The organism is Delftia lacustris, from assembly GCF_040267515.1.
Classification (GTDB): domain Bacteria; phylum Pseudomonadota; class Gammaproteobacteria; order Burkholderiales; family Burkholderiaceae_C; genus Comamonas; species Comamonas tsuruhatensis.
In genome coordinates this window covers 2,127,230-2,151,678 of the sequence record NZ_CP141274.1, presented here as the reverse complement: position 1 = coordinate 2,151,678, position 24,449 = coordinate 2,127,230, and the positions used below count along the sequence as shown (strand labels likewise).

Below are 24,449 nucleotides of genomic sequence, written 5' to 3'. Positions count from 1 at the left end.
GTTCAGATGGCTCCGTCGTCGAGTTCGCCGGTACGGATGCGCACCACGCGCTCCACGGCGGTGACGAAGATCTTCCCGTCACCGATCTTGCCCGTGCGGGCCACGTTGACGATGGCATCCACGCAGCGGTCCACGTCTTCCGTGCGGACTACCACCTCGATCTTCACCTTGGGCAGGAAGTCCACCACGTACTCGGCGCCACGGTAGAGCTCGGTATGGCCCTTCTGGCGACCAAAGCCCTTGACCTCGGTGACGGTCAGGCCGTTGACGCCGCAGTCGGCCAGTGCCTCGCGGACCTCTTCCAGCTTGAACGGCTTGATGATGGCGGTGATCATTTTCATGGGGTGAACTCCTCAGTGCATGCAATACGGGGCAAGACGGCTGGCCAGGAAACCCCGCCGCCTCAGGTGCTTCAAGCGCGAAAGCGGTTGGTGATCGGGTAGCGCCAGTCCTTGCCGAAGCTGCGGCGCGTCAGCCGCGGCCCCACGGGCGCCTGGCGGCGTTTGTATTCGTTGATCTGGATGAGGCGCGTCACTCGCTCCACATCGGCGCCGGCATATCCGTCGGCCACGATGGAGGCGATGCTTTCGTTATTTTCCATGTATCGGCGCACGATGGCGTCGAGCACCTCATAAGCGGGCAGGCTGTCCTGGTCTTTCTGGTCCGGGCGCAGTTCGGCGCTGGGCGGGCGCGTGATGATGCGATCCGGAATGGGGTCCAGCCCCATGCCGAACGGATCGTTGGCATTGCGCCAGCGCGCCAGCGCAAAAACCTCGGTCTTGAGCACGTCCTTGATCACGGCAAAGCCGCCGGCCATGTCGCCATAGAGCGTGCAGTAGCCGGTGGACATCTCGCTCTTGTTGCCGGTGGTCAGCACCACGGAGCCGAACTTGTTGGACAGGCCCATCAGCAAGGTGCCGCGGATGCGGGCCTGCAGGTTCTCTTCGGTCGTGTCCTCGGCGCGGCCCGCGAAGGCCGGGGCCAGGGCGGCCTTGAAGGCCTCGAACTGGGGCGCGATGGAGATTTCGTCATAGCGCACGCCCACACGCTCGGCCATGTCGCGCGCATCGATCCAGCTGATGTCCGCCGTATAGGGCGAAGGCATCATCACCGTGTGCACCTTGTCCGCGCCCAGCGCATCGACCGCAATCGCCAGCACCAGGGCCGAGTCGATCCCGCCCGACAGGCCCAGCAGCGCGCCGGGGAAACGGTTCTTGCCCACGTAGTCGCGCACGGCCAGCACCAGGGCGGACCACAGCGCCGGCAGGTGCTCCACCGGTGGCTGCACATCGGCGGCCAGCGTCAGTTCCTGCGCGCCGGCACGCACTTCCACCAACGGCAGCGCCTCGGCAAAGGCCGCCGCGCGTGCGGCAATGCTGCCGTCGGCGTGCACGGCAAAAGAGCTGCCATCGAAGACAATTTCATCCTGGCCACCGACCAGATGTGCGTAGACCAGGGGCAGGCCGGTCTCACGCGCACGTGCAGCCAGCGTGGCTTCACGTTCGGCCTGCTTGCCCTCATGAAAGGGCGAAGCATTGATCACGGCCAGCAATTGCGCACCCGCCGCGGCAGCCGCGCTTGCCGGCCCGGGATGCCAGGCGTCCTCGCAGATCAGCAAGCCCACGCGAACTGCCTGGACCTCGACCACGCAAGGCGACTGGCCGGCCACAAAGTAGCGCTGCTCGTCGAACACGCCGTAGTTGGGCAGGCATTGCTTGGCGTAGCTGCATTCCACGCGCCCGTCGCGCAGCACGCTGGCTGCATTGCGCAACGCGCCACCAGCGCCGGGGTCGCGCCAGGGATGGCCCAGCACCAGCGCCAGGCCCGGCCATTGCGCGGTCTCCAGCGCCAGCTGCTGCACGGCCTGATCGCAGGCGTCCAGAAAGGCGGGACGCAGATAGAGATCTTCGGCCGCATAGCCGCACAGGGCAAGCTCGGGAGTCAGCAGCAAGCGCGCTCCCGTGGCATAAGCTTCACGGGCTGCGGCAATGATTTTCTGGACATTGCCGGGCAGATCGCCCACGACAAAGTTGAGCTGGGCAGTGCAGATGGAGAGCGTCATGGAATGCAATGGAGCCAACAGGGCCGACAAGGCCACCCCACAGCGCAAGGCGGCAGCGCGCGTCACACGGGCCTGCAAGGAATGGCATGGCTGAAACCGCAATTATCACCCGCGTGCTGGACAGCGTGCAGCAGCTCGATGCCCAGGCCTGGAATGCGCTGCTGGCATCGCAGGCTGCGCCCACCCCCTTCATGCGCCACGAGTACCTGAGCGCGCTGGAATCCAGCGGCAGCGCCGTGCCGCAAACCGGTTGGGCCGCCCGCGTGGTCACGCTCTGGCAGGGCGGCGAGCTGGTCGCCGCCTGCCCGGTCTACGCCAAGGCGCATTCCTATGGCGAGTACGTGTTCGACTTTGCCTGGGCGCGCGCCTACGCCCAGCATGGGCTGGATTACTACCCCAAGGGCGTGCTCGCCGTGCCTTTCACGCCTGTGCCGGGCAGCCGGCTGCTGGCACGCACGCCGCTGCTGCGTGCGGCCCTGGTGCGCGCCGTGCGCGAATGGGCCCAGGCGCAGCAGCTGTCTTCCCTGCATTTGCTGTTCAGCGATGCCGAGGATCTGGCAGCCTGCGACGCCGACGGCTGGATGCAGCGCAGCACCGTGCAGTTCCACTGGAGCAACCAGAACGCCGGGGGCGCGGGCCACCGGGACTTCGACCACTTTCTTTCCACGCTGAACCAGGAAAAGCGCAAGAAGATTCGCCAGGAACGGCGCAAGGTGCACGAGGCCGGCGTGCGCTTTCGAGCAGTGCACGGCCCCGACATGAGCGCCCAGGACTGGGCCTTCTTCTACCGCTGCCACGAACGCACCTATCTGGAACACGGCAACGCCCCGTACCTCCAGCCGGCCTTCTTCGAGGCCATGGCGCACCAGATGCCCGAGAACTGGCTGATGTTCGTCGCCGAGCGCGACAGCCAACCCATGGCCTGCAGCCTGATCGCACTCGATGCGGCAGCCGCACGGCTTTCGGCCGGCAGTTGCGACCGCGACACGCCGCAGATCCCGCACATCCCGCAGGGCACGGCCTACGGCCGCTACTGGGGCGCGCTGGAGCGCGTGGACTGCCTGCATTTCGAGGCCTGCTACTACCAGCCTATCGCCTGGTGCATAGAACGCGGGATTGCGCACTTCGAGGGAGGCGCCCAGGGCGAACACAAGATGGCGCGGGCGCTGCTGCCCGTGGTGACGCCCAGCGCCCACTGGATTGCCCACCCGTCCTTCGCCGACGCCATCTCGCGCTTTCTGGACCGCGAGGGCGAAGGCATGGCCGGCTACCTGCAGGAGCTGCAGGCGCACAGCCCGCTGCGCCAGGACTGAGGCTCAGAAGGTTTCCCAGTCGTCATCGCCCTGACCGGGCTGGCGCGGAGCCGGCTTGCCTGTTGCTGCGGGCCCAGGGCGTGGCTGGATGGGAGGCGTGGCATCGCGTTCAAGCCGGCGGGCCAGTGTCTCGCCACCCGCTGCAGCACCGCCGCCCCCCAAGGCCGCAGGCCGTGCGGGGCTGGCCGGCGGGGCCGGCCGGACAGGCTGCGCTGCGGCGCGTGGCGCGGCGCTGGCCTGCGCCACCACCCTGTTGGGCACATGCGCATGGCTGTCCATGGCACCGCGCGGCAGCTGGAACACGGCCACGGCCTCGACCAGGTCCTGCGCCTGCTTGCGCAGCGAGGCAGCGGCGGCCGCGCTTTCCTCGACCAGGGCAGCGTTTTGCTGCGTGGTCTGGTCCATTTGCGTGACGGCTTCGCTGACCTGGGCGACGCCGGAACTCTGCTCGGTACTGGCCGCGCTGATCTCGCCCATGATGTCGGTGACCTGGCCGATGGCAGCCACCACTTCGGTCATGGTCGTGCCTGCGCGGTCCACCAGTTGCGAGCCCTGCTCCACACGCTCCACGCTGGCCGTGATCAGCGCCTTGATTTCCTTGGCCGCCTCGGCGCTGCGCTGCGCCAGCGAGCGCACCTCGCCCGCGACCACGGCAAAGCCCCGGCCCTGCTCACCGGCACGCGCAGCCTCCACCGCGGCATTGAGCGCGAGGATGTTGGTCTGAAAGGCAATGCCGTCGATCACGCCGATGATGTCGCCGATGCGCCGGCTGCTGTCATTGATGCCCTTCATGGTTTCCACGGCCTCGGCCACCACGTCGCCGCCGCGGCGCGCAACGCTCGATGCATTGAGCGCCAGCTGATTGGCCTGGCGTGCGTTGTCGGCGTTCTGGCGCACGGTGGAGCCCAGCTCTTCCATGGATGCCGCCGTCTGCTCCAGCGCGCTGGCCTGCTCTTCCGTGCGGCTGGACAGGTCGGCATTGCCGGAGGCAATCTGCGCGCTGGCCGAGGCCACGCCTTCGGCGTTCTGGCGCACGCTGCGCACGGTCTGCACCAGGCTCGATTGCATGCGCTGCAGCGCGCCCAGCAGCAGGCCGGTTTCGTCATGGCGGTCGATGTGAATGGTCCCGCCCAGATCGCCATTGGCCACGCGGTCTGCGGCATCGACCGCATGGGCCAGCGGCGTGCGGATGGAGCGCGTCAGCCACAGCCCGGCCAGCACGGCCAGCAGCACGGCGGCCAGCGCCGCCACGCTGAGGACGACGACCGAGCGCCCATAGACAGCCTCGGCATTGCGGCTTTCCTGCACGGCCGCATCGCTGTTGAGCTTGACCAGCAGATCCAGCGTGTTCGACGAATCGTTGTAGAGCTTCAGCGACTCGCCGCCCAGCACGGCCTGGGCCTTTTCCTTTTCGCCCTGGCGTGACAGCGCCAGCACCTGCTGGCTCAGTTGCTGGTAGCGCTCGCGTTCCTGGAGCAGTTGGGCGTAGAGCCTTCGCTCTTCGTCGGAAGACAGCAGCGGCTCGTAGGCCTTCTTGCGCTCGGCCAGGCGGCGCTGCAGTTGCTCCAGCTGCTTTTCCGAATCGGTCTTGTAGGCGACATCATCATTGTTGACGTGGCGCACCTCCAGCAAGCGGGTACGCACGACATCGGTGCCTATCTGGTTGATCACTTCCACGCTGGGCATGGCATTGCCGGTGATGACTTCCATGCTGGTGCGCATGGAGCGCAGTTGCACCAGGGCCGCGGCCACCACGGCCAGCAGCAGCAGCACCAGCAGGCCGAAGGTGCCCAGCATGCGCGTTGAAATCTTGAGGTTTTTCACATTCATCTCTCTTGTAGAGGTCCCGTCATCTTGTTGCGTCTTGCTCTGTCTCGCGCCATGGGCAGGCTATCAGCCAGGCCCGGCGCGAACCTTGCAGAAAGAGGCCAGCCGCACCGGCCGATGGCAGCTGGCAGGCAAGGCTTGGAGAGGGGGAGGACGGGACCCCGCGGGAGCGCGGTCTGCTGGATGGCCGATGGCCGCCAGGCCAGGCGGCCATGAGAACAAGGTAATCATGGGATATCCCTTCGTTCCGAGCGAACGAGGCCAGGAGCGGCCGTTCCTCAATCTGTAAGAATAGGACTACATCTATTTACATTCTGCCAGTATCCAAGCATTGTTCAGGACAAGTTCAGGTACTTGCAGTAGGCAGAAACCTTCACTGGAGGATTTGCGCCACAGCCTCCTGCCACCCGGCGTGCGCAAGCTCAACGCAGCACGCAAAAAGAAAGCGGCCCCATGCAGGGCATGGGGCCGCCAGAGGATGGGGCGCAGCTGCGGGCAAGGCCTCAGAACGCGGCCCACTCCTCGTCGTCGGCGGTCGCGGTCCTGCTGACCTGAGCTGGCGTGGCATGTTTCGCTGGCCGGGCTGCGATGGGCGCCAGGACCGGCGGTGATGCCAAAGGGGCGGCCGCCGTTGCGCGCGGCGCCGCCACGGCCGCCTTGGCGGCCTCAGCCACCTCGGGGACCGCTGTCGAGTCTCCCGGCGCCGTGCGAAACACCGATACCGATGCCACCATGGCCCGCGCCTGCTGCTGCAGCGACTGGGCAGCGGCCGCACTTTGCTCGACCAGGGCGGCGTTCTGCTGGGTGGCCTGGTCCATTTGCGTGATGGCATCGCCCACCTGGGCCACGCCCGCGCTCTGCTCGCTGCTGGCGGCGCTGATCTCGCCCATGATGTCGGTCACGCGCCGGATGGCGGCGACGATTTCGGACATGGTCTCGCCGGCCTTGTCCACCAGCTGCGTGCCCTGCTCCACACGCTGCTCGCTGGCCTGGATCAAGGCCTTGATCTCCTTGGCCGCCTCGGCACTGCGCTGGGCCAGCGTGCGCACCTCGCCGGCCACCACGGCAAAGCCCCGGCCCTGCTCGCCAGCGCGGGCCGCCTCCACGGCGGCGTTCAGCGCCAGGATATTGGTCTGGAAGGCAATGCCGTCGATCACGCCGATGATGTCGGCGATCTGGCGGCTGCTGTCGTTGATGCCCTTCATGGTGTCCACCACCTGGGCCACAACCTCGCCGCCACGCGCGGCAATGCCCGAGGCGGAGGCGGCCATCTGGTTGGCCTGGCGCGCGTTGTCCGCGTTCTGGCGCACGGTGGCGCCCAGCTGCTCCATGGAGGCCGCGGTTTCTTCCAGAGCACTGGCCTGGCTTTCGGTGCGCGCCGACAGGTCCGCATTGCCCTGGGCGATCTCGCCAGCGGCCAGCGCCACGCCCTGCGCATTGCCGCGCACATCGCCCACCAGCTCGGCGAGCTTGCGGCGCATGTCCTCCTGTGCGTTGATGAGCTGGCCCATTTCATCCCGGCGCTGGCTGGTGACCGGCTTTTCCAGATGGCCGGCCGCCACATTGCGCGCCACGGCCACGGCCTGGGCCACCGGGCCGGTGACAGCACGCGTGATGGCCCAGCCCACCAGGGCCGCAATCGCCACCACCGCGGCCAGCGTGCCCAGCACCCAGATGCGGGCCAGGTCAAAGCCTGCCTGCGCCTGCTGCCGCGCCTGCTCGCCCGCCTCGCGCTGCAGGGTCAGCAGGCGGCCGGCGCTTTCGGCCAGCTTGCCGAACTGCGCCTCGGACTCGCCGGCGAACATCAACCCCATCTCGTCGGCCATGAAGGCCTGCTCCTCGGTGGTGGAATAGTTGCCGGCGCGCGCACGCTCCAGCAATCGCGCATGCATGGCCAGGAACTGCTGCTTGAAGCCGAGGTAGTCGTCGAAGGCCGCGCGCAGGGCCTGCTGGTCGATCAGCGAACGCAGGGCCGTCTCATGCTCGCCAATGGTCTGCAGCCGGTCCTGCACCTGCTTGGCAAAGCCATCGACCTCGGCCAGGCTGCGCGCGGAGGCAATGCCGGCCTCGTGGCGGCGCAGGCGGTTGTATTCGGATCGCATGGCGCCCGCATGGAACATGCTGGGCAGGGCCACATCCGACAAATGCAATGCGTTGCGGTGCATCTGCGCCAGTTGCAACCAGGCTACCGCCCCCAGAACCGCCGAGAACAGGACCATGATGAGGAATCCCATGCCCAGCTTCGTGCCCATGCGCCAATCTGCCACCTTCATTTGCTCGCTCCCGGGCCGATGTCCCCATCAGCGCCTGATTGATCTGTCCAAACCCTGATCCATGACAAAACAAAAAACGCACCCGGCGCCTAGGCACCGGGTGCGTTTCAAATTGTATCAACTGCGAAGCGGGCATTTACCTCAGCGCAGTTGAGACTCCCTCGACGGGAGTGAAAGGGATCAGCCCTTGTAGTTGGCGATGCCGTCCACGACTTCCTTCTTGGCCTCGTCCACGCCCTTCCAGCCCAGAACCTTGACCCACTTGCCCTTTTCCAGGTCCTTGTAGTGCTCGAAGAAATGCTGGATCTGCTTGAGGGTGATCTCGTGGATGTCTTCCAGCGTGTTGATCTTGTCGTAGGCGGGCAGCAGCTTTTGCGTGGGCACGGCCAGGACCTTGCCATCCACGCCGGACTCGTCTTCCATGAGCAGGATGCCGATGGGGCGGCAGGCCACGACCACGCCCGGGGGCAGCGGGAAGGGCGTCATCACCAGCACGTCCACCGGATCGCCGTCGCCGGACAGCGTCTGGGGCACATAGCCGTAGTTGGCCGGGTAGTGCATGGCCGTGCCCATGAAGCGGTCCACGAAGACGGCGCCGCTTTCCTTGTCCACTTCGTACTTGATGGGATCGGAGTTGGCCGAGATCTCGATCACGACGTTGAAGGATTCAGGAGCGTTCTTGCCCGGTGTGACTTTGTCGAAAGACATGATGGATGAGGAGAGTTGAAACAAAAAAGCCCCCGCAGGGGGATAGCAGCGTGATTTTAGGCGCAGGCACACGCCCCCACGGATGGCTCCGCAGGAACGCCTGCCATGCTACGGCGGCAAGCCTGCGCCAAGCTTGCAGCGCCCGGGCCGTTTTCAGGCGTGTGCGCCGCCCGCGCGCCGCTGCACGGGACCGCTGCGCTGCTCCACCGCATGCTGCACTTCGCGGCGCAGGCCCAGGGCAAAGCCCAGCTCGGCCAGCACGAACAGCGGCCCGATGACCAGGCCCACGATGTCATCCAGGAAAGCCGGCTTGCGGCCCTCGTAGTAGTGGCCCACGAACTGGATCACCCAGCCCACGGCAAAGATGCCCAGCCCCCATCCCAGCCAAGCCCCCAACGGCAGCATGGCGATGGGCTGTGCCAAGGCCAGCATCAGGGCAAGCACCACAGCCATGGCAATGCCGTAGCGCAGGTCCAGCAAACAGTAGTAGATGCCTGCCGCCAGCGCCGCCAGCAAGGCCAGGCTCAGCGGCAGGGCAGGCAGGCCGTCGCCCAATGGCATCGCCCATTGCAGACGTGCCAGCAGGATCACCACGGCCCACATGATCAGCGGCACGCCAAAGAAGTGCGTGAGGATGTTGCGTGGATCACGGTGATAGTCCGCGTACTGGGACAGTTGGTCGATGAGGGTTTTCATAGGCTGCACCGGCAGTGGATGTTGCGCAACCATGGTGGTGTCATCAAGGATTGGCGTCTGTCATGGATCCGACACAAGCCTCATCGCACACCTCGGGCTTACCCGCACCGGCAGCTCCGGCAGCCACGGCAACTGCCGCCGCCACGCGCGGCGTACGGCGCCGCGCAGTGGCCGGTCCGCCGGGCATGGCCGATCTCTGGGCCACCGTCGAGGCAGGCCGCTGGTTCCACGCCCTGCCGCCAGAGCTGGCCGCGCAGCTCAAGGCACTGGCCCAGCCCCGCACGCTGGCCGCAGGCGACTGGCTGTTTCGCCGGGGCGACCCGCCCTGTGGCCTGTACGCGGTGGCGCGTGGCGCCCTCAGCATCTCGGGCACGGCCGCCTGCGGCGAGCAGGCCCGCACGGCGCTGCTGGCCCTGGTGGAGCCGCCGATGTGGCTGGGAGAGATTGCCCTGTTCGATGGCGCACAACGCACGCACGATGCCCAGGCCGCCACGGCCTGCATCGTGCTTCACGTGCCCCAGGCACCGCTGATGGAGTGGCTGGCCGCCCACCCCGGACACTGGCAAGCGCTGGCGTTACTGCTGACGGACAAGCTGCGCGTGTGCCTGGTGGCGCTGGAAGAGCACACGCTGCTGCCGGCCCCCCAGCGCCTGGCGCGGCGCCTGGTGCGCATGGCCGAAGGCTTTGACCAGTGGCAGCCCGACGGCCAGGGCCGCCAGCGCTGGCGGCGCGAGCTGGATGTATCCCAGGAGCAGCTGGCGCGCATGCTGGGCCTGTCACGCCAGACCACCAACCAGATCCTGCAGGAGCTGCAACTGGCCGGCTGCCTGCAGTTGCGGCGCGGCAAGATGGAGGTGCTGGACCGCCAAGGCCTGCGCGACGCGGGCTGGCCTGCGCAGTAGGCAGGCGCGCTGCAACGCCCGGGACTGGACAAGCGTCCCGGGCGCCCCACAATCGGGCTCCATGCAATACCACCACATCGGCAATGCGTCCGTGCCTACGGAATCGGGACGCACGATCCCCGTGCTGGACCCGTCGGACGGGCAGGCTTTCGACGAGCTCCAACGCGGCTCGCCCCAGGACATCGACCTGGCCGTGCGCTCTGCGCGCGAATGCCAGGACAGCGTCTGGAGCAAGCTCTCGGCCGCCGAACGCGGGCGCCTACTGATGCGCCTGTCGGGCAGCGTGCTGCAGCATGCCGATGAACTCACGGCCATCGAGCAGCGCGACTGCGGCAAGCCCACGCGCCAGGCCCGCGCCGATGCGCTGGCGCTGGCGCGCTACTTCGAGTTCTATGCAGGCGCCTGCGACAAGCTGCACGGCGAGACCCTGCCCTACCAGCAAGGCTACAGCGCCCTGACCTGGCGCGAGCCCCACGGAGTGACCGGCCATATCGTCCCCTGGAACTACCCCATGCAAATCCTGGGCCGCAGCGTGGGCGCGGCGCTGGCCGCGGGCAATACCTGCGTGGTCAAGCCCTCGGAAGACGCCTGCCTGTCCGTGCTGCGCGTGGCGCGGCTGGCCACCGAGGTCGGCTTTCCGGCAGGCGCCTTCAACGTGGTCACCGGCCTGGGGCACGAGGTGGGCGAGGCCCTGGCGCGCCATCCAGGAGTGGACCACCTGAGCTTCACGGGCAGCCCCGGCGTGGGCACGCTGATCCAGCAGGCTGCGGCCGAACGGCACTGCCCCGTCACGCTGGAGCTGGGCGGCAAGAGTCCGCAGATCGTGTTCGCGGACGCGGACCTGGACGCCGCCGTGCCGGCCATCGTCAACGCCATCGTGCAGAACGCCGGCCAGACCTGCTCGGCAGGCTCGCGCGTGCTGATCGACTCGCTGATCTACGAGCCGCTGCTCGAACGCCTGGGCCAGGCCTTCGAGGCGCTGCGCGTGGGTCCGGCCGCCATGGACCTGGACCTGGGTCCGCTGATCCGCGCCAGCCAGCAGCAGCGTGTCTGGGATTTCCTGTCCGACGCCCAGGTGGCAGGCATTGCCGTGGTGGCGCAGGGCCAGATCGTGGAGCATGCGCCCGACAGCGGCTTCTACCAGGCGCCCACCCTGCTGCGCGACGTGCCACCCGAGCACCGGCTGGCGCAGGAAGAGATCTTCGGCCCCGTGCTCTGCGCCATGCCCTTCCATGACGAGGACCATGCCGTGCAACTGGCCAACGGCACGGCCTACGGCCTGGTGGCCGGCCTGTGGACCCGTGACGGCGCGCGCCAGCTGCGCCTGGCGCGGCGCCTGCGCTGCGGCCAGGTCTTCGTCAACAACTACGGGGCGGGTGGCGGCGTGGAGCTGCCCTTCGGCGGCGTCAAGTCCAGCGGCCATGGCCGCGAAAAGGGCTTCGAGGCGCTCTATGGCTTCACCACGCTGAAGACCGTCGCCATACGGCATGGCTGATCCTGGCGCATGACGGAAAATCGCAAGGTGCCCGGCGCCAGCCGGCCGCACGCGACAGAAAGAAGAATTCCCCATGCCCTTGTCTCCCGTTCCCGACCGCACGCCCCAGCATGAACGCGACGTGCGCTACCGCAGCTACGCCCGCGCCGATGGCCTCTGGGACATCGAAGGCGAGCTGCGCGACAGCAAGACCCATGACATCGAACTGAGCGGCGGCCGCCACATGCCGGCCGGCACGGCCATACACCACATGTGGATACGCACCACGGTCGATGCCCGCCTGGCGGTGCAGGCCATCGAGGTCGTCATGGACTCCCATCCGCTGGGCCACTGCCCCGAGGCCACGCGGGCCCTGCAGAAAATGGTCGGCTGCAGCATGGCGCGCGGATGGCGCAAGGCCATCAACGAGAACCTGGGCGGCGTGGCCAGCTGCACGCATCTGCGCGAGCTGCTGTTCAACATGGCCACGGCCGCCTTCCAGTCCGTGCCCGGCGTCTTTGGCGATGCCGACCCCAACCAGCCGCCACGCCACCTGGGCCAGTGCCTGGGCTGGGACTTCAATGGCCCCGGCGTGGCGCGCTACTACCCGCAGTTCGTGGGCTGGCAGCCCGGCACAGGCGGCGTGGCCCCGACCCCGGCGACCACAGCAACCACCGAAACCCAGGGGGCCTGACCCCCGACCGAGGAGCAAAGCCCGATGCGTGTCCAGGACAAATCCATCATCGTCACAGGCGCCGGCAGCGGCATAGGAGCCGGCATCGCCATGCGGCTGGCCGCCGAAGGCGCACATATCGTCGTCAACGACATCGACCGCGAGGCCGGCACGCGCGTGGCACAGGCCATCAACGCCGTGGGCGGCCGCGCGCTCTATGTGCAGGCGGACATGACGCAGGGCGAACAGGTCAAGGCCCTGGTGGCCGCCACACTGCAGGCCCACGGCCGGCTCGATGTCTTCGTCAACAACGCAGGCTGGACGCACCGCAACCGTCCCATGCTCGAAGTCAGCGAGGCCGAGTTCGACCGGGTCTATGCCATCAACGTCAAGAGCATTTATCTCTCGGCCATCCACGGCGTGCCGGCCATGCGCGCCAATCCGCCGATGGCCGATGGCCGCCCCGGCGGCGGCAGCTTCATCAACATCGCCTCCACGGCAGGCCTGCGCCCGCGCCCGGGGCTGACCTGGTACAACGGCTCCAAGGGCGCCGTCATCGTGACCAGCAAGTCCATGGCCGCGGAACTGGGCCCGGAGAACATCCGCGTCAACTGCATCAACCCCGTCTTCAACCCCGACACAGGCCTGGCCGCCGAGTTTGCCGGCGGCCCCGTGGACGAGGAGCGCCGCGCGCGCTTTCGCGCGACGATTCCGCTGGGCCGCTTTTCCACGGCGCTGGACGTGGCCAATGCCGCGCTGTATCTGGCCAGCGACGAGGCGGCCTTCATCAGCGGCACCTGCATCGAGGTGGACGGAGCGCGCTGCGTCTAGACGCAGATCAAGATCTGCAGGCTTGCGCAGAGCCTGGACATAGGCATTCGGGCAAAATCGCGGGCATGGCAGAACGAGTGATCCCCCTGGTCGACGAGCGCGCCCCCACGCGCCCGGCCACCGTGCCAAGACTGCTGCAGGCGCCCACCGGCGATCTGCGTGACAGGCTTGGCCGGCCGCTGCGCGACCTGCGCATCAGCATCACCGACCGCTGCAACTTCCGCTGCAGCTACTGCATGCCCAAGGAAGTCTTCGACAAGAACTACCGCTACCTGCCGCACGGCTCGCTGCTGAGCTTCGAGGAGATCACGCGCACGGCCCGCCTGTTCGTGCAGCATGGCGTGCGCAAGATCCGCCTGACCGGCGGCGAGCCGCTGCTGCGCAAGAACGTGGAAACGCTGGTGGAGCAGCTGTCTGCCCTGCGCACGCCCGACGGCCATCCGCTGGACCTGACGCTGACCACCAACGGCTCGCTGCTGGCGCGCAAGGCCCGGGCGCTCAAGGCGGCCGGCCTGAACCGCGTCACCGTCAGCCTGGACGGGCTGGACGACGCGGTGTTCCGCAGCATGAACGACGTGGACTTCCCGGTCTCCGACGTGCTGGCCGGCATCGAGGCGGCCCAGGCGGCAGGCCTGGGCAACATCAAGGTCAACATGGTGGTCAAGCGCGGCACCAACGAGGACCAGATCCTGCCCATGGCGCGCCACTTCCAGGGCACGGGCGTGACCTTGCGCTTCATCGAATACATGGACGTGGGCGCGACCAACGGCTGGCGCATGAACGAGGTCCTGCCCTCCGACGAAGTCATCGCCCGGCTGCGCGCCGAGCTGCCCCTGGTGCCGCTGCAGGCCAGCAGCCTGGGCGAGACCGCCGTGCGCTGGGGATATGCCGATGCGCAGGGCCTGCACGATCCCTCGCTGGGCGAGGTCGGCGTGATCAGCAGCGTCACCCACGCCTTTTGCGGCGACTGCAACCGTGCGCGCCTGTCCACCGAGGGCCGGCTGTACCTGTGCCTGTTCGCCTCCGAAGGCTGGGACCTGCGCAGCCTGCTGCGCAGCGGCGCCAGCGACGAGGAAGTGGCAGCCGCGCTGGCCCCCATCTGGCAGCAGCGCACCGACCGCTATTCCGAACTGCGCGCCAGCCTGCCGTCCAGCACGGACACGCAGCGCAGGCGCATAGAGATGAGCTACATCGGCGGCTGAGCCCGCGCGGCGCGCGCGGCTCCCTTTCCCCTTCCCCTCGGTTTCTCCATCACAAGCCACACATGCCCGTTTCCTCCCTGCCCGACACCCTGCCCTTGAGCGACATCACGGGCTGCGTGCTGGCAGGCGGGCGCGGCATGCGCATGGGCGGCATCGACAAGGGCCTGCAGCCCTTTCTGGGCCAGCCGCTGGCGGGCCACGCGCTCAGCCGCCTTGCGCCCCAGGTCGGGCATCTGATGCTCAACGCCAATCGCCATACCGAGGCCTATGCGCAACTGGGCGCCCCCTATGGCGCCCCGGTCTGGCCCGATGCCGAACCCGACTACCCCGGCCCGCTGGCCGGCTTTCTGAGCGGCCTCACCCATTGCCAGACACCCTGGCTGGTCTGCGTGCCCTGCGACACGCCGCTGTTCCCCCAGGACCTTGTACAGCGGCTCGCGCAGGCTGCGCTGGCGCAGCAGCCTGCGGCCGACATCGTCGTCGCCCATGGCTGGGAACGCTCGCTTGATACAGATCAATCCAGGCTGCGGGCCCAGCCCGTGTTCTGCCTGATGCGGTCATCGCTGCGTGATAGCCTGCAGTCCTTCATACGTTCGGGCGGCCGCAAAATCGATGCCTGGACGGGCCAGCACCGCTGCGCCACCGCCCTCTTCGATCGCGCGGACGACAGCCCGCTGGCCTTTGCCAACGCCAACACGCAGCAGGAGCTGCAGGCCCTGGCGCAGGCCGCGGCCTGTGTGCCCGTGACGCCGCCGTGACCGGCCTTGCCCCACCGGATTCCGTTCTGATGACCGCCACCTTCCAGCCCGCCTCTGCCCCCATCGCCTCCGCCCAGGACCTGAGCGTTGATCAGGCACTGTCCCAGCTGGCCAGCCTGCTGCAGCCCCTGGGCCCGGTGGCGGATGTGGAAACACTGGCGCTGGCCGACGCGCTGGACCGCATGCTGGCCGAAGACATCGTCTCCCCCATCGACGTGCCCACACATGACAACGCCGCCATGGATGGCTATGCCTTCGACGGCAGCCAACTGCAGGCCGGCGCCCCGCTGGTGCTGCGCGTGGTCGGCCAGGCCCTGGCCGGCAAGCCCTGGCATGGCACGGTGCGGTCGGGCGAGTGCATCAAGATCATGACGGGCGCCGTGCTGCCGCCCGGTCTGGACACGGTGATCGCGCACGAACGCACCGAGCCCGCCGATGCGGCCTCGCCCGACCATGTACGCATCCCCGCCGGCAGCGTGCGCACCGGAGACAACCGCCGCAGGCGCGGCGAGGATCTGAGCCAGGGCTGCGTGGCGCTGGCGGCGGGCCAGCGCCTGCATCCGGCGGCCCTGGGCCTGATCGCCAGCCTGGGCCAGTCTCAGGTGCATGTTCGCAGGCGGCTGCGCGTGGCCTATTTCTCCACGGGCGATGAAATCCTGCACCCCGGCACGGCGCTGCGCGAAGGGGCGGTCTACGACAGCAACCGCTTCAGCCTCATCGGCCTGCTGCAGCGCATGGGCGTCAAGGTGCTGGACCTGGGCGTGGTGGCCGACCAGCCCGAAGCCTTGCAGGAGCGCCTGCGCGAAGCCGCCTCCCTGGCCGACGTGGTGCTGACCAGCGGCGGCATCAGCGCGGGCGAGGCCGACCATACGCGCGCCATGCTGCAACGCATGGGCAGCGTTCATTTCTGGCGACTGGCCATGCGGCCCGGCCGGCCGCTGGCCGTGGGGCTGTTGCAACCCGATGCGGGCACGCCATTTGCCGCCAGCCGGCCACCGGCACGCACCACGGTACTGATCGGCCTGCCCGGCAATCCCGTGGCTGCCATGGTGAGCTTTCTGGTCTTTGTACGACCGGCGCTGCTGCAGCTCATGGGCGCCGCCGCCGTGGACGGTGAATCGGCCGCCCTGCCCCAGGCTGTGGCTGCGCAGGCCCTGTCCAAGCGGCCCGGCCGCACCGAGTACCAGCGCGGCATTCTGTCCAAGGGCGCCGATGGCCGCTGCATGGTGCGCACCACGGGGCCGCAGGGCTCGGGCGTACTCAGTTCCATGGCCGAGGCCGACTGCCTCATCGTGCTCGAACATGAGCGCGCTGCCGTGCAAGCCGGCGAAACCGTGTCCATCCTGCCGCTGCAGGCCTTTCCCTGACAGGAGATTGCCCCATGCCCTTCCAGTCCAAGCACCTGACCGACGCCCCCGATCGCAGTACCGTCGAAGCGCTGCCCGGCGCTACCTTGCTGGAGTTCGGCACCGCCTGGTGCGGCCACTGCCAGCGCGCGCAACCGCTGATTGCCCAGGCGCTGGATGCCGCCCCGCAGGTGGCCCACATCAAGGTGGAAGACGGCCCCGGCAGGGCCCTGGGACGCAGCTACCGCGTCAAGCTCTGGCCCACCCTGGTCTTTCTGCGTGACGGGCAGGAGGTGCAAAGGCTGGTGCGGCCCCAGCAGGCCCGCGAGATCGAGGACGCGCTGGCCCGCATCACCGCCCAGCCCTGACACTTGCGGCGCAGCCGCTGCCTGTGTATCGCCGACAATGGCCCGCATGCCGTCCCAAAAGAAGCCTGCCGATTCCGCGCCCAAGAAGCCCCGCCGCAACAGCGGCCGCCCGCTGGCCGACGATGCCGTCGGCCGGGACATCATCCTGCAGACCACGGTCAACCTGCTCAAGACCCGCACGCCGGAGCAACTGAGCATTCTGGAAATCGCGGCGGCGGCCGGCGTCACGCGGGCGCTGGTGCGCTACTACTTCAGCAGCCTCAAGGGACTGCTGCAGGAAGTGACGGAGTCCCTGATGCAGGAGCTGCAAAACCGCATGGAAGTGGCGCTCAGGACGCAGGGCACGGTGGAAGAGCGCGTCTACCAGCGCCTGCTGCTGCGGCTGGATTTCATGCGCGAGCACCCGCAGTTCGAGCGGCTGGCGCTGTCCGAGATCTACCACTATGAAAGCGAAGAAGAGCCTCCGCCCTCGGGCACGCCGCTGCAGCGCATCACGCGGCGCGGGCTGGAGCTGACCTCGACCATGCTGATGGACGGAGCGCAGGCCAGCCACCCGGCACAGGTGGACCCGCGCTTCATCCACCTGGCCATCCTCAGCATTTCGGCCTTCCTGCCCACGGCACGGCCGCTGCTGGCCGAACTGTTCGGGGAAGGGCCGCAGGCAGACCAGCAGGTCGAGCACTATCTGCGCTTCATGTCCCACCTGCTGGCCGAGCGCATCAGGCAGGATGCGCCGGCGCAAGACCACCCACCACACCCGGGCCACCACCCGGATTGACTTGCGCCGGCGCCCGCTGCTCCCTCCTTTCGTCCGGTGCGCCGCCCTCAGTCGGACTGTATGCCCAGCTCCTTGACCAGCCGCCCGAAGCGCTCGAAGTCGCTGGCATTGGTCTTGCCCAGGCGCTGCGGCGGGCCGCCCACAGGGACGGTTCCCAGCGTGGCCATGCGTGCCACCACGTCGGGCATCTTGAGGACCTCGTTCAGGTGCGTATTCAGCAGCCTGACCACGTCGGCAGGCATGTTCCTGGGGCCGAACAGGCCGTACCAGGCCGTCAGCTCCACGTCCTTGTAGCCCAGCTCGGCCAGCGTGGGCACGTCGGGCGCCAGCGGCGAGCGCTGGGCGTCGGCCACGGCCAGCGCCACCAGCTTGCCGCCGGGCAGGTAGGGCGCGATGGAGCCCAGCGTACTGTAGGTGAAGGGCACATGGCCGCCCACCACGTCCGTGACTGCAGGCGCCACGCCCTTGTAGGGAATGGACTCGAAGCGGGCGCCCGTGGCGCGCCGGACCATCTCGCCCAGAAAGTGCATGGGCGAGCCATTGCCCGGGGTGGCGTAGCCCAGCGAACGGCCCTGGCTCGCGGACACGGCCTCCTTGAGAGTGCGCACGCCCGCGCCGGGTCCGGCGACAAGGAACAGCGATGTGGAGCCGACCTCGATCACGGGCGTGAATCCGTTGAGCACGTCATATCCGTGGCCTGCGCCCAGCTTGAGCACCAGCTGGGCCATGGCAAAGGTATTGGGCGCCAGCAGCAGCGTATAGCCATCGGCCGGCGCCTTGGCCACATAGCTGCTGCCGATGGTGCCGCTGGCGCCCGCGCGGTTGTCCACAAGCACCGACTGTCCGATACGGGCCGACAGCTTCTCGCCCAGCAGGCGCGCCAGCGCATCGGTGTCACCGCCTGCGGGATAGGCCACGACGATGGTGACGGGCTTGTGGGGATAGGCCTGCGCCTGGGCAGGACCGGCCAGCAGGGCCATGGCCAGGGCCATGGCCAGGGCCATGCCTAGGGCAAGCGTTTTGCGTTTCGCTTTCATGGGGTGGGCTTTCATCGTGGGTTTTGTCATTTTCAGCAAAGGCCGGGGCCGGGCTCACGCCTGGCGTATCGCCACGCGGTGCATGCGCCGCGCTGCGGGGTGGTAGTCGTTGACCGCGTAATGCTGCGTGGCCAGGTTGTCCCAGATGGCCACCGAGCCCTTGCGCCAGCGAAAGCGCACCTGCCACTCAGGCACCTTGGCCAGGCCGCTGAGCATGGCGATCAGCGCCGCGCTCTCGTCGCTGGTGACGCCCTCGATGTGCGTGGTGTAGAGCGAGTTCACAAAGGCCACGGGCAGGCAGGTCACCGGGTGCACCAGGACCACGGGCTGCTCCAGCGGCGGATGCTTGAGGCGCGTTGCCCGATAGGCCTCGCCCGAGGGATCGCGGCGCATCAGGCTTTGCCTCAGGGCCGGCGCCTCCCAGTTGTGGGTGGCGCGCAGCGTGCGCAGATAGGCCTGCAGCTCGGGCGCCAGCGAGGCAAAGGCCGTGGTCATACTGGCCCACATGGTGTCGCCGCCCGTGGGCGGCACGTCCACGGCGTAGAGGCAGGCACCGGCGGGCGGCTTGGTCTGCCAGGTCAGGTCGGCATGCCAGATGTCGGTGCCGGTGCGCGTGCCCTGGCTGATCAGCAGCTCGACATGGGGATCGTCCGGGTGCGAGGGAAAGGTGGAGGACACGGGCTCGACCTTGCCGAACACCTGGGCCACGCGCACCTGCTGCGCAGGGTCCAGCGTCTGGTCGCGGAAGAAGATGACCTGGCGCTCGGCCAGCAGCTTGCGCAGCGCGTCCGCATGGTCATGCACCTGCGCCGGGTCCGAGAGATCGATGCCGTATATCTCCGATCCTATGCACGGGGTGATGTGTTCGACTTGCATGAAATTCCTTTTCTCAAAAAAAGCGGGTTGGGGGGTGATCAGGTGGACGCGATGTCCTGCGGCAGCGGCATGGAGCGGAACCGGCGGCCCGTGGCATGGAACATGGCCGTGGCCACGGCAGGCGCCGTGGGACCCAGGGCCACTTCGCCGCAGCCCTGGGGCGGCCGGTCGCTTTCGACCAGGACCACCTCCACGCGGGGCATTTCGGACAGTTGCAGCAGCGGGTAGTCGTGGAAGTTGCTTTGCTGTACCGCGCCCTTGTAGAAGTCCAGCCGGCTCTTGAAGGTGTTGGTCAGCGCAAAGCCGATACCGCCTTCCACATTGGCCTTGACCAGGCCCGGATTGACCACGCGGCCTGCATCAATGGCGCAGATGGCACGCTCCAGCCGCACGCGGCCTTCCACAACACGCAATTCCATGACCAGTGCGACGAAGGTCTGGAAGCTCTCGCCCCGCCCCGTGTAGACGTTGAAGGTCATGGCGCGGTGCAGGCCTGCCGGCGCGGGCTGCTCCCAGCGCGCGGCGCGCGCCGCCGCATCCAGCACGCCCAGCGCCAGCGGCTGGCCGGCCAGCAGGCGGCGCCGGTACTGGTAGTCGTCCACGCCTGCGGCGTGGGCGAGTTCGCTGATGAAGCTCTCCAGGAAGAACACGCTGGACGTGGTGCCCACGCTGCGCAGGTAGCTCAGCGGTATGGGCTGCTGCACGTCCACGGCATCCACCAGCAGGTTGGGCACGCCGTAGATCAGGTCGTAGATGGACTCGACCATGGTCTCGTCCCAGCCGCCTGCATCGGCCATCTTCTTGGGGTTGATGGCCCCGTACAGCGACTGTCCCGAGATGCGCGCATGCAGAGCGGCCGGCATGCCGTCGGCGCCGAGCACGGCGCTCAAGCGCCCCGATGCGCCGGGCCGGTAGTAGGAATGCCGTATGTCGTCCTCGCGCGAGCGGATGACCTTGACGGGCCGGCCCACGGCCTTGGATGCCGCTGCCGCATGCAAGGCGAAGTCGGGCATGTACTTGCGCCCGAAGCTGCCACCGAGGAAGGTGGTGTGCACGATGACCTTGTCCGCAGGCACGCCGCAGGCCTTGCCGAGTTCGCCGCGCAGGAAGTCCTGGCCCTGGTAGGGCCCCCAGGTCTCGACCTCGCCGTCGCGCACATGGACAGTGGCGGCCAGCGGCTCCATGGTGGCGTGCGTGATGTAGGGCGAGTGGTAGTCGGCCGTGATGGTCTTGCCGGCCGCCAGCACTTCACGCGGCTTGCCCAGGCTGCGGGCCACGACAGCCTTGTCGTTCGACAAGCCTGCGACGAACTGCGCATGGATGCGCTCGCTGTCCACGCCGGCCGCCGCGCCGGCGTCGAATTCGATGTCCAGCGCATCGGCAGCCTGCTTGGCAATCCAGTACGAATCGGCCACCACGACCACGGTGCTGGGCTCGGGGTCGGGCCACTGCGTGGTGCGCACGACGGCATGCACGCCAGGGCGCGCGCGCACCTCTGCCTCGTTGCCGATGCGCACGATGCGCCCCGTCACGCTGGGCGCCATGCGCACGGCGCCGATCAGCATGCCGGGCACCTCGACATCGATGCCGAACACCGCGCTGCCGTCGACCTTGGAAGGCGTATCCACACGGCGCAGGTTACGGCCGATCAGGCCCTGCTCGGAAGCCGACTTCATGCGCGGCCGCGCGGCCAGGGGCAGCCTGGAGGCATCGGCCACGATCTCGCCATAGCCCACGCTGCGGCCCGTCGCGGGGTGCAGCACGCGGCCGGCACGCGTCATGCACTGGGAGGCACGCACACCCAGGCGGCTTGCGCCGGCGCGCAGCAGCACATCGCGCGCCTGGGCGCCGGCCAGGCGCATGCGTTCATAGAAATAGTTCATGGACATGGAGGCACCCACGAACTGCTGGAACGGCATCTCGCCCGCATCGTTGCGATAGGCGTCGCGCCCCGTGACGAAGCGCACGGTCACGCTGGCCCAGTCGGCATCCAGTTCATCGGCCAGCACCTGGGGCAGGCCTGTGTAGATGCCCTGGCCGACCTCGCACTGCGAAACGCCGATCACCACCTGGCCCGAAGGCTCGATCCAGACCCAGTCGCCGATGGCTGCTGCCGCCGCCGCACCGGCTGCCGGCGGCGCGGCCTGCGCCAGCGGAATCAGCAGGCTGCCTGCAGCAGGCGCCACCAGCAGCACAGCAGCGCTCTGGAGCAGGTGCCTGCGCCGCAGCGAGATGGCCGAATCGGCCACGCGGCCCCGTTCATTGCTTGGACGCTGCGGCATGGATGGCCTCCCGGATACGGTGGTAGGTGGCGCAGCGGCACAGATTGGTCATGGCCTCGTCGATCTGCGCATCGGTGGGCTGCGGATGGGCCTTGAGCAGTGCGGCAGCGGCCATGACCATGCCGGACTGGCAGTAGCCGCACTGCGGCACGTCCTTGTCCATCCAGGCCTTCTGGATGGGGTGGGAGCGGTTGCTGGACAGTCCTTCGATGGTCGTGACCGCCTTGCCGCCCACCGTCGAGACGGGCAGCACGCAGGAACGCACGGGCTCGCCATCGACATGGACCGTGCAGGCCCCGCACATGCTGATGCCGCAGCCGAACTTGGTGCCCGGCAGCTTGAAGTGGTCGCGCAGCACCCACAGCAAGGGGGTCTGCCCGTCGCCGTCAAAGGCCACGCTTCGGGAATTGAGGGTGAATTTCATCGTGGGGTCTCCAATGCGCCCGCATCGACCGGGCTGCATGTCTCATGCCTCTCAGAACGAGTGGTGTATGCCTGCTGCAATCACGGTCTGCGTGCGCCCGCTGGCAACGCCCACGGAATTCATCGCCGCCACGCCATCGGAGGCGCGCTGGTGCGTGACCGAGGCATGCAGCTGAGTGCGCTTGGAGAAGGCGTAGCGCGCGCCCAGGTGGACCTGGTTCCACTTCGTCTGCTCGAAACGGCTGAAGGAGTAGCCGGTGTTGATGGTCACCGCCTGGCTGGTCTGCCAGGCCAGGCCCAGGTCTAGCGCGCTCATGTGGCTGGAGGCTGCGCCGTACTTGAGCGTGGAGCGCGTGAGCAGCGCGTTGAGCCGGACCGGAAGCGCATCGAGCTGGTAGCCGCCGCCGATGCCCAGCACCTGGAAGGTATCGAGCACCAGCGGGCGGCCCGCCACCAGGTCCTGGCCCAGCGCGTTCGCCAGGCCCGTGCGCCCGGCGATATCGAAGGCACGGCCACGCGCATCGGTGTAGGCCACGGCCAGATTGAGCTTGGCACTGGAATAGCTGCCCATGACGCTGTAGGTGCGGTTGGCCTGCGAGCGGCCCGGCACCTCGCCAAATCCATACTGCGCGCCGAACTGCATCCCGCCCATGCGCGGCGTCAGGTAGACCACGGAGTTGTCCACGGGGAACTGGCTGGACAGGCCGTCCAGGTTGCCCGGGTGGTACAGATAGAAGTTGTAGAGCTGGTAGCCATTGCCCCATTGGCTCAGCGTGCCGGCCGTGAAATCGACCTGGCGCCCCAGCCGCAGCGTGCCCAGCGAAGCACTGTCCAGGCCCACCCAGGAAGCCCGGTTGAAGTAGCTGGTGGGCGAGATCGGCGAGCCGATGTCCGTGAGGAATCCGTTTTCCAGCTGGAACGAGGCCTTCAGGCCGCCCCCCAGGTCCTCGGAGCCGCGCAGGCCCCAGAGGTCAGGCTGGGAGATGGCCGAATCCATGCGCGTGAGCCGGCTCCCTCGCACATCGCTGATCCAGGGCATGGTCAGGTCCATGCTGCCGTACAGGGTCACCGAACTCTGGGCAAGCGCCGCTCCCGCGCCGCCCAGCATCGCCAATGCGGCAATTGCTTTGTATTTCATCGCAAGGCTCTTTCATCGTGAGATGGTTTAAAAATTCCACAAGTGGCAATTTCAAACACCACGCCACGGAAGATGCCTGGCAGGGCGCGCATTAATTTCCACTTATGGAAATATTAGCTGCACCCATCGAGTCCTGTGTCTGGGGTTTTCATCTACCGCGTTTGAGGTAGTCCTCGGGAAGAGGAGCAAGGGACAGGCATTGCACCTGTCCCGCACAAGGCGTTCAGCGTCCCAGCGCCTGATCCACGCCCATGTTGGCCAGCGCGTCGGCGCGCTCGTTGCCGGGATCGCCCGCATGGCCCTTGACCCAGCGCCAGTCGATGCGGTGCCCGCCACCCTGCACCAGGGCGTCCAGCCGCTGCCACAGCTCCACGTTCTTGACGGGCTCCTTGGAGGCCGTCTTCCAGCCCTTGGCCTTCCAGCCGTGGATCCACTCGGTGATGCCCTTGAGCACGTACTGGCTGTCGATGTAGAGCACCACGTCGCAGGGCCGCCTGAGCGCAGACAGCGCCTCGATCACGGCCATCATCTCCATGCGATTGTTGGTGGTGTTCAGCTCGCCGCCGAACAGCTCCTTCCTGGCGCTGCCAGCCTCCAGCACCACGCCCCAGCCGCCAGGACCCGGATTGCCCTTGCAGGCACCGTCCGTATAGATAACAACTTGATTCAAAAAAAATCCTTGATATGAATGGCCCGGCCGTCAGGCCGGTTGGAATGCAGATCACCGTCCGGCGCGGCCTGTGCCGGCATGCGACGGGCGACCGGCACCGTGGCGCCCGACACGACCGCGCGGCCGCGCCAGGCAGGCTCCAGCATGCGCGCCCCCGGCACACGCTTGACGGCCACCACGCAGTACACACCGCCCAGCATGGGCCAGCCCAGCCGTCCCACGCGGTCCATGAACTGCCAACGGCGCAGCCAGCGATCCGTCTGCACGGCGGGACGATAACAGCCGAATTGCACGGCCTCGATCTCGAAGGCCAGCAATCGCAGCCAGTCGCGCAGCCGCCAGTAACCCACGCCCCAGCCCACATCGGGCAGGTACACGCCACGCTCGGCACGCCGCTGCACGCCCAGCAAACTGGCAGGATTGAGTCCGCACACCACGATGCGGCCTTCAGGCATCAGCACCCTGGCCGCCTCACGCAGCACGGCATGCGGGTCCGGCGAGGTCTCCAGCGTATGGGGCATCACGACCAGGTCGAGGCTGGCCTCGGGAAATGGCAGCGCGGCGGGATCGGCCAGCAGCGCCACGGGAACCTCCAGCGGGGCGGCGCCGTCCGCTGGCGCTGCATCCTGCGTGGAATCCAGCGCCAGCCAGCGGTGCGGCATGCGGTTGGCACGCAGCCCCTGGAGCATGGGCATGCCCAGCTGCAGGCTGTGATAACCGAAAATATCGGCCACCGCCTCGTCGCAGCGCTGCTGCTCCCATTCCAGCAGGTAGTGGCCGAGGGCAGATTGCGTCCAGTGATGCATCCCTAT

Annotated in this window: 23 protein-coding genes; 10 read left to right on the top strand and 13 right to left on the bottom strand. The window is 67.9% G+C overall.

The genetic code is table 11. The features are described from left to right. Positions 1-2 precede the first annotated feature (2 nt). Together U6958_RS11115 and U6958_RS11110 are read right to left on the bottom strand one after the other, a co-directional pair. Positions 3-341, bottom strand: coding sequence for a P-II family nitrogen regulator (locus U6958_RS11115; protein WP_012206673.1), 339 nt, complete (start codon positions 339-341; stop codon positions 3-5). Positions 342-412: 71 nt separating this feature from the next. Next, positions 413-2,062 carry an NAD+ synthase gene (locus U6958_RS11110; RefSeq protein ID WP_074921395.1) on the bottom strand — a complete coding sequence of 550 codons (1,650 nt, stop codon included), beginning with the start codon at positions 2,060-2,062 and terminating at the stop codon, positions 413-415. Between the two features lie 86 nt (positions 2,063-2,148). Here U6958_RS11110 and U6958_RS11105 point away from each other — a divergent pair, with 86 nt between their 5' ends. Next, positions 2,149-3,375, top strand: coding sequence for a GNAT family N-acetyltransferase (locus U6958_RS11105; protein ID WP_074921394.1), 1,227 nt, complete (start codon positions 2,149-2,151; stop codon positions 3,373-3,375). A 3-nt stretch (positions 3,376-3,378) separates the two neighbouring features. Here the strand turns inward: U6958_RS11105 and U6958_RS11100 are convergent, their stop codons facing one another. From U6958_RS11100 to U6958_RS11085, 4 genes are all read right to left on the bottom strand, one after another. Further along, on the bottom strand, positions 3,379-5,205 hold the full coding sequence (locus tag U6958_RS11100; RefSeq protein WP_074921393.1) for a methyl-accepting chemotaxis protein: 1,827 nt from the start codon (positions 5,203-5,205) through the stop codon (positions 3,379-3,381). A 500-nt stretch (positions 5,206-5,705) separates the two neighbouring features. Next, a complete protein-coding gene (locus U6958_RS11095; RefSeq protein ID WP_074921392.1) occupies positions 5,706-7,475 on the bottom strand; it encodes a methyl-accepting chemotaxis protein in 1,770 nt (589 codons plus the stop codon). A 180-nt stretch (positions 7,476-7,655) separates the two neighbouring features. Further along, positions 7,656-8,183, bottom strand: a complete 528-nt coding sequence (ppa, locus tag U6958_RS11090) for an inorganic diphosphatase (RefSeq protein WP_013801496.1) — start codon at positions 8,181-8,183, stop codon at positions 7,656-7,658. A 153-nt stretch (positions 8,184-8,336) separates the two neighbouring features. Next, positions 8,337-8,879: a DUF962 domain-containing protein gene (locus tag U6958_RS11085; RefSeq protein ID WP_074921391.1), complete on the bottom strand. Its 543-nt coding sequence runs from the start codon at positions 8,877-8,879 to the stop codon at positions 8,337-8,339. Between the two features lie 62 nt (positions 8,880-8,941). Between U6958_RS11085 and U6958_RS11080 the strand changes: the two genes are divergently transcribed. From U6958_RS11080 to U6958_RS11040, 9 genes are all read left to right on the top strand, one after another. After that, positions 8,942-9,781 carry a Crp/Fnr family transcriptional regulator gene (locus U6958_RS11080; protein WP_016447427.1) on the top strand — a complete coding sequence of 280 codons (840 nt, stop codon included), beginning with the start codon at positions 8,942-8,944 and terminating at the stop codon, positions 9,779-9,781. Between the two features lie 61 nt (positions 9,782-9,842). Then, positions 9,843-11,276 carry an aldehyde dehydrogenase family protein gene (locus tag U6958_RS11075; RefSeq protein WP_016447428.1) on the top strand — a complete coding sequence of 478 codons (1,434 nt, stop codon included), beginning with the start codon at positions 9,843-9,845 and terminating at the stop codon, positions 11,274-11,276. 73 nt (positions 11,277-11,349) lie between these two features. Then, entirely contained in the window at positions 11,350-11,949 is a 600-nt protein-coding gene (locus tag U6958_RS11070; RefSeq protein WP_017407387.1) for a DUF2889 domain-containing protein, read from the top strand. Positions 11,950-11,973: 24 nt separating this feature from the next. Next, entirely contained in the window at positions 11,974-12,759 is a 786-nt protein-coding gene (locus tag U6958_RS11065) for an SDR family oxidoreductase (protein ID WP_016447430.1), read from the top strand. A gap of 65 nt (positions 12,760-12,824) precedes the next feature. Beyond that, positions 12,825-13,961 carry a GTP 3',8-cyclase MoaA gene (gene moaA, locus U6958_RS11060; RefSeq protein ID WP_016447431.1) on the top strand — a complete coding sequence of 379 codons (1,137 nt, stop codon included), beginning with the start codon at positions 12,825-12,827 and terminating at the stop codon, positions 13,959-13,961. A gap of 62 nt (positions 13,962-14,023) precedes the next feature. Continuing rightward, entirely contained in the window at positions 14,024-14,719 is a 696-nt protein-coding gene (gene mobA / locus U6958_RS11055) for a molybdenum cofactor guanylyltransferase MobA (protein ID WP_074921390.1), read from the top strand. Between the two features lie 29 nt (positions 14,720-14,748). Then, positions 14,749-16,086, top strand: a complete 1,338-nt coding sequence (glp, locus tag U6958_RS11050; RefSeq protein WP_074921389.1) for a gephyrin-like molybdotransferase Glp — start codon at positions 14,749-14,751, stop codon at positions 16,084-16,086. 14 nt (positions 16,087-16,100) lie between these two features. Beyond that, positions 16,101-16,433 carry a thioredoxin family protein gene (locus U6958_RS11045; protein ID WP_016451353.1) on the top strand — a complete coding sequence of 111 codons (333 nt, stop codon included), beginning with the start codon at positions 16,101-16,103 and terminating at the stop codon, positions 16,431-16,433. A gap of 46 nt (positions 16,434-16,479) precedes the next feature. Then, complete coding sequence (locus tag U6958_RS11040; RefSeq protein ID WP_227472562.1) at positions 16,480-17,211, top strand: TetR/AcrR family transcriptional regulator; 732 nt, start codon at positions 16,480-16,482, stop codon at positions 17,209-17,211. Positions 17,212-17,258: 47 nt separating this feature from the next. Here U6958_RS11040 and U6958_RS11035 read toward each other — a convergent pair whose 3' ends face one another. The 7 genes from U6958_RS11035 to U6958_RS11005 form a co-directional block, all read right to left on the bottom strand. Next, positions 17,259-18,203 carry a tripartite tricarboxylate transporter substrate binding protein gene (locus tag U6958_RS11035; RefSeq protein WP_016447436.1) on the bottom strand — a complete coding sequence of 315 codons (945 nt, stop codon included), beginning with the start codon at positions 18,201-18,203 and terminating at the stop codon, positions 17,259-17,261. A gap of 99 nt (positions 18,204-18,302) precedes the next feature. Continuing rightward, complete coding sequence (locus U6958_RS11030; protein ID WP_016451352.1) at positions 18,303-19,124, bottom strand: TauD/TfdA family dioxygenase; 822 nt, start codon at positions 19,122-19,124, stop codon at positions 18,303-18,305. Positions 19,125-19,162: 38 nt separating this feature from the next. Beyond that, entirely contained in the window at positions 19,163-21,406 is a 2,244-nt protein-coding gene (locus tag U6958_RS11025; protein ID WP_074921387.1) for a xanthine dehydrogenase family protein molybdopterin-binding subunit, read from the bottom strand. After that, entirely contained in the window at positions 21,384-21,830 is a 447-nt protein-coding gene (locus tag U6958_RS11020) for a (2Fe-2S)-binding protein (RefSeq protein ID WP_017404538.1), read from the bottom strand. The genes U6958_RS11025 and U6958_RS11020 overlap by 23 nt, the downstream gene beginning before the upstream one ends. A gap of 51 nt (positions 21,831-21,881) precedes the next feature. After that, positions 21,882-22,967 (bottom strand): porin, encoded by a 1,086-nt coding sequence (locus U6958_RS11015; protein WP_034365538.1) that lies wholly within the window; start codon positions 22,965-22,967, stop codon positions 21,882-21,884. Between the two features lie 223 nt (positions 22,968-23,190). Further along, the gene (gene rnhA, locus U6958_RS11010; RefSeq protein WP_016447441.1) at positions 23,191-23,637 is read right to left on the bottom strand and encodes a ribonuclease HI; all 447 of its coding nucleotides are present in this window, start codon (positions 23,635-23,637) and stop codon (positions 23,191-23,193) included. Further along, entirely contained in the window at positions 23,634-24,443 is an 810-nt protein-coding gene (locus tag U6958_RS11005) for a class I SAM-dependent methyltransferase (protein ID WP_017404536.1), read from the bottom strand. Before U6958_RS11005 ends, rnhA begins: the two co-directional genes overlap by 4 nt. Between the last annotated feature and the right edge of the window lie 6 nt (positions 24,444-24,449).